We start from the raw sequence: 4341 nt of genomic DNA on the forward strand, positions 1-4341 counted from the left end.
CACCTGGAAGTCACGCGGTAGTCCCGGAGGCGGGGGCGGGCCGGGGCGGTAGTCAGAGGGGCACGGAGATTGGTCGAGGTGGCCTGTCAGGGCCGCGCCAGGTGGCGATGAATACTTGGCGGAGAGGTCAGGGACGATCATGGAATTATCTCACCCCGGTCGCGAGCGCCATGCCAGACGCGGATAATTCGGACGATCTGAGCGGAAAAATCGATCCTATAGACAATGAGATATGGCCAGACCGCGACCAGCTCCCGTGTGCCCCGAGCTAATCCCGGACGGCCGCGATGTGGAAATGATCCCAGACTATCGCCCGCGATCAGAAGTTCCTGGGCCATGCGCGTTGCGGCGAGCGGATTCTCTGTCGCGATATGGCGGGCGATCGAGGTCACGTCGTGCCGGGCCGAAGCCAGCCATCGGACGATCACGGGTCGCGCAAATCCGGAGGTGGTGCGTTGAAATCCCCGTGAGCAAGCCGTAGCAGCCAAGCCCGCATATCTTCATGCGTCACATAGCGCTGGTCGGCTTCCGCTTTGGCCACTGCAGCTTCGAGCAACTGCCGTTCGGCTTCAAGTTCGTGGTCAATCTGAGCGGCTGGGTGGTTCATTTGGTCAAATCCTCTGGATCAGAGTGTTCGTTCGTTGGGATGCGATGTCAAGCGAAACCGCGCCCGAATGATGGTTTGCCGGCTGGTTTGGTACTCGCGGGCCAGCGCGGACACGGAACTACCGGCATCGAGCCGGGCAACAATCTGTCGTTTCTGCTCCTCATTTAGGCTTGTCGGCCGGCCAAGAGCCTTTCCGGTGCTGCGCGCCCGGATCAACCCAGCCAGTGTGTGCTCGACCAGCAGATCGCGTTCGAATTCGGCGACGGACGCGATCACCTGCATCGTCATCCGACGGGGCGAGCTGGTCAGGTCGCCCCCGCTCAAGGCGAGACAGTGAACCCGGACACCGATCGCCGCCAGCGCATCGACGGTGCTCCAAACATCCATGGCATTGCGGCTGAGGCGATCGAGCTTGGTGACGACCAGAACATCATCGGCTTCCAATCGATCGACCAGATGCCGGAAAGCTGGTCGCTGCATGGTAGGGTCGACGACAGGCGCGGTAGCTTTAGCCTTCCAGTCTGGAGCCGATAGCTACGGAACCGAAAGTAGCGATTGAGTAAGCCGCCTCAACCTTTTTGGCTGGTGGTGGAGATGCGGCCGAACATCAGAAAATTACCGTGATTTGTCAGGATTCTTTACAAACCACTATGACGATTTTAGTTAACCCTTTGATATTTTTGGGTCCGTGAGCGCGGCACCGTTGTTGCATTGAGGTTTCTGTCTTGCACGAGCGATGGTTCTGCTAACTTCTAGGATTCTAACACAAATGGCTCAAACACGCAGTTTTCGATTCCTTGCCCCGCTTGTTGGGCTCGGCGCTTTTATGGTCCAATACTTCCTCGTTAGCGTCCTGTCGCTGTTATTTGCACTTGGAGTGATGATACCGGTGGCCCGCAAGATTGGGGCCAATTTTGCCTACGTCCAGGCGAAAGTGACATCCGCCCTCACCGCCCCACCCTATCGTTGATCGGTTAGCGATCCACGGCTGTTCAACGCTTTGATATAGCGACGAGTGAGAGCAGGTGGCGGACGCCAGCGAGTGCTGCGCGGTATCGATCTTGCTCCATGGTCCGGTTCGATGAGCGGCGACAGGAAACGGAGCCACGTCAGTCCGGACTGAGGGGGGAGCGCGAAAGCGCCACCACTGACCCACCGGAAGGCTAAAGCTACCGCGCCTGTCGTCAACTCTACCGCGTCGAGTTTGGGGTGGTCAGGTCCCAGCACGATTCTCGCGACCCCCGTCGTTTTCTCAGCCATCTCGGCGGGACTCTTCGTCCGAATGGTTGCTCAGGAGACTCCCCTTGAGACACAGGATTCGGGATCGCCCGAACCGTCAGTACCGAAGACACCCGTTTCGCCCTGACCCGTTATGACGTTGTTGCATGATGCTTATGGGGGGCGGTCAAGAAAGTGACTTTTATGTTCGTCAGGCATAAATGAGGCCAGAACATTTGTCCGCAGGCTCGTCTCTACATCGATTATTGGACATTTTTTAACCAATCCGAAAACATCGTTGGACTGGCGGCATTCAGTTGCAAAAATGTAAATCATATTTTTCAGCATATCAGAAAGCCTGACATTTATTTTTAAATTAAATTTCTTTTTTTGGATTAAAATAATTAGCGCACGCAATAAATGTTTTTGTATTATTATATTAATATTGTTTTGCTAAAAATATATAAACGGATATTGTAACGACATTCTTGGATTATTTACACTATTATAATGTGTAACGTTTATGCTTATGATATATAACACTTTAATTGTTGGCATAAAAATTGCTTATAAAAAATTGCAGGTAATTGTCCTGCGCTATCTCTTGATACCATGAAAGATATTTTGATGAGGAAGACACTACTCTTTGCCAGCGTTCTCGCTCTCAGCGGACTTGCGTCGTCCACTGCACTCGCAGGAACAATGATGCAGACCTACGGCACCTTTACCATCAATGCCCTAGGCACCATCGTGACCACCCCAGCAGGTGTGCCACTCACCTCAATTGCGAGTTTCACGGTACCGGCTAATGAAACTGTCAGCAGCATACCCGCGACATATTTCGGCTATACAAATGCCTTTTTGAACGACCTTACACTGGGCCAAGCCGTGACGATTAACCCGCTTACGATACCGCTTCCAGCAACCAGTACCACCGAAACACTTAACTATATGAACTTCCTGACTTTTGGACCCCAGGGGCAGTACAGTTTTTCGTTGACCAATCTGTCCAGCGTCGCGGCCAATAGCGGTCTGATTCTCCAAGGCCTCGGGCTATTCACTGATAATACCGGAGCTCTCGGAACATCCTTGCCTTCAGAGATCAGCTTCGCTCTGAGTCAGACCAACAGTCAGGGAGCAACCGGGATTTCAACAACATTCTCGGTACCGCCATCTATGACCGACGTGCCCGAACCCGGTTCACTCGCCCTACTCGGAACCGGTCTTATCGGTCTTGGCCTGATCCTACGCCGCAAGAATGGTAAAGTCGGCTCCGCACCCTCGATGTAAGCGACCAACGGATCGGCCCCGGATTCAGGGGCCGATCCAGCTGGGGTCGGCGATATCCATCCATGATGGCTTTTCTCAATAATCATTGTTTTTGATATTCTAAAATATTTATCTGTTCGACCTAAGAGAAGATAAAATGGTATTAATTTTCCATTCCTATTTAAATATGCTAATTGATAAATATATATATGGATATAAAGCAACGGATTAATGTTTTTTCTTTTGTTTTAATATTCGCTGCCGCGATTGCAATATTATTGCTGACTGAAGTCGCGGCAGTACATTATCCGGAATTCAGGCGTCCATCACGATACCCTCATATCCGGGCGATTGGGCCAAACAACTGTCGTGCATCGATCTCGTGGACAAATACGGACATCGGTAGCCATGGCCGCCTTCAGAACCGGATTGAGGCCGCCCGCGTTGTGGTGACTGGCGTGAGATGCCCAGCTACGTCGACTGGTTGACCGAATGTAATTGAACAACCCAAAAGCGGCCCAGAGAAGACAACGGCAGCGGTCGGGTTGGTAGTCATGTACGTGACGGCGCCGGACCTTCGTCGGCAAGTGCCGAATGTCCAGATTAATGGCGCCATATTCGAGCGTAACGCTTGAGACAATTGTACTTCCCTGCCAGTGCGCTGACTCTCACTGCCGCCACCATGGACAGCTTGATGAGGAAAACCTGCCGACAAAGCAGGGTGCGGGCCGATTCAGATGCCGAGCGTTGCCCTGCGGGTTTCTGGAATAACGCTGGTTGGCCCGCGAAATGCACAATGCGTCACAGCCACCTTGCGATCCTAAGGATTTCAGATTAATTGATAGTAATGGTAGTGTCATTATTTTGTAAAGAGCCTTGCCGGTGAGCTATTGGTTCGATCGCTTCGAAAAAGCACTCCTGGAACTATACGATCACAACATTCTCACGCCGCTGGGAATTTGCCTTATTCTACTTGTCACATTCTCTCTCTCAATTTGTCTCATTCTCATTTTTACCTGACCAAACCGTTATAGTTCTCAGAGGCCTTTTCGGAATGAACTCGGAACATAGTCTGTGAGGGTTGGATCGCCGTGCCGGACATGATTCTCGACATGTGTTCGAAGCCTTACCGGAGACCACATCTGGGGACTTACCACGGCATTGTCAGGTTGACGATGGCGGCATGTGCCCTTAGCGATCTCGCATGGCGGACTTGCCGTCGTCATTTCGCTTGAAGGGGTATCGCT

At 52.3% G+C, this 4341-nt stretch carries 5 protein-coding genes; 2 read left to right on the forward strand and 3 right to left on the reverse strand.

The genetic code is table 11. The features are described from left to right. Positions 1–137: 137 nt before the first annotated feature. From ACP5E6_RS16520 to ACP5E6_RS16530, 3 genes are read right to left on the reverse strand one after another with little or no spacing between them, the layout of a single operon-like run. Complete coding sequence (locus ACP5E6_RS16520; RefSeq protein ID WP_427955968.1) at positions 138–428, reverse strand: type II toxin-antitoxin system RelE/ParE family toxin; 291 nt, start codon at positions 426–428, stop codon at positions 138–140. Next, the gene (locus ACP5E6_RS16525; RefSeq protein ID WP_427955970.1) at positions 425–607 is read right to left on the reverse strand and encodes a hypothetical protein; all 183 of its coding nucleotides are present in this window, start codon (positions 605–607) and stop codon (positions 425–427) included. The genes ACP5E6_RS16520 and ACP5E6_RS16525 overlap by 4 nt, the downstream gene beginning before the upstream one ends. A gap of 18 nt (positions 608–625) precedes the next feature. Next, on the reverse strand, positions 626–1087 hold the full coding sequence (locus tag ACP5E6_RS16530) for a recombinase family protein (RefSeq protein WP_427955973.1): 462 nt from the start codon (positions 1085–1087) through the stop codon (positions 626–628). Between the two features lie 289 nt (positions 1088–1376). On the opposite strand from ACP5E6_RS16530, the gene ACP5E6_RS16535 reads away from it, so the two are divergent. Together ACP5E6_RS16535 and ACP5E6_RS16540 are read left to right on the forward strand one after the other, a co-directional pair. Next, positions 1377–1577, forward strand: coding sequence for a hypothetical protein (locus ACP5E6_RS16535; protein WP_427955975.1), 201 nt, complete (start codon positions 1377–1379; stop codon positions 1575–1577). Between the two features lie 860 nt (positions 1578–2437). Next, positions 2438–3115: a PEP-CTERM sorting domain-containing protein gene (locus ACP5E6_RS16540; protein ID WP_427955978.1), complete on the forward strand. Its 678-nt coding sequence runs from the start codon at positions 2438–2440 to the stop codon at positions 3113–3115. The last annotated feature ends 1226 nt before the right edge of the window (positions 3116–4341 follow it).

This window comes from Acidiphilium sp., from assembly GCF_049977125.1.
Lineage (GTDB): Bacteria > Pseudomonadota > Alphaproteobacteria > Acetobacterales > Acetobacteraceae > Acidiphilium.

Bases quoted from the DNA above. Each gene is read 5' to 3' on its own strand.
- ACP5E6_RS16525 (WP_427955970.1), bottom strand. From the start codon at position 607: ATGAACCACCCAGCCGCTCAGATTGACCACGAACTTGAAGCCGAACGG.
- ACP5E6_RS16530 (WP_427955973.1), bottom strand. From the start codon at position 1,087: ATGCAGCGACCAGCTTTCCGGCATCTGGTCGATCGATTGGAAGCCGAT.
- ACP5E6_RS16535 (WP_427955975.1), top strand. From the start codon at position 1,377: ATGGCTCAAACACGCAGTTTTCGATTCCTTGCCCCGCTTGTTGGGCTC.
- ACP5E6_RS16540 (WP_427955978.1), top strand. From the start codon at position 2,438: ATGAAAGATATTTTGATGAGGAAGACACTACTCTTTGCCAGCGTTCTC.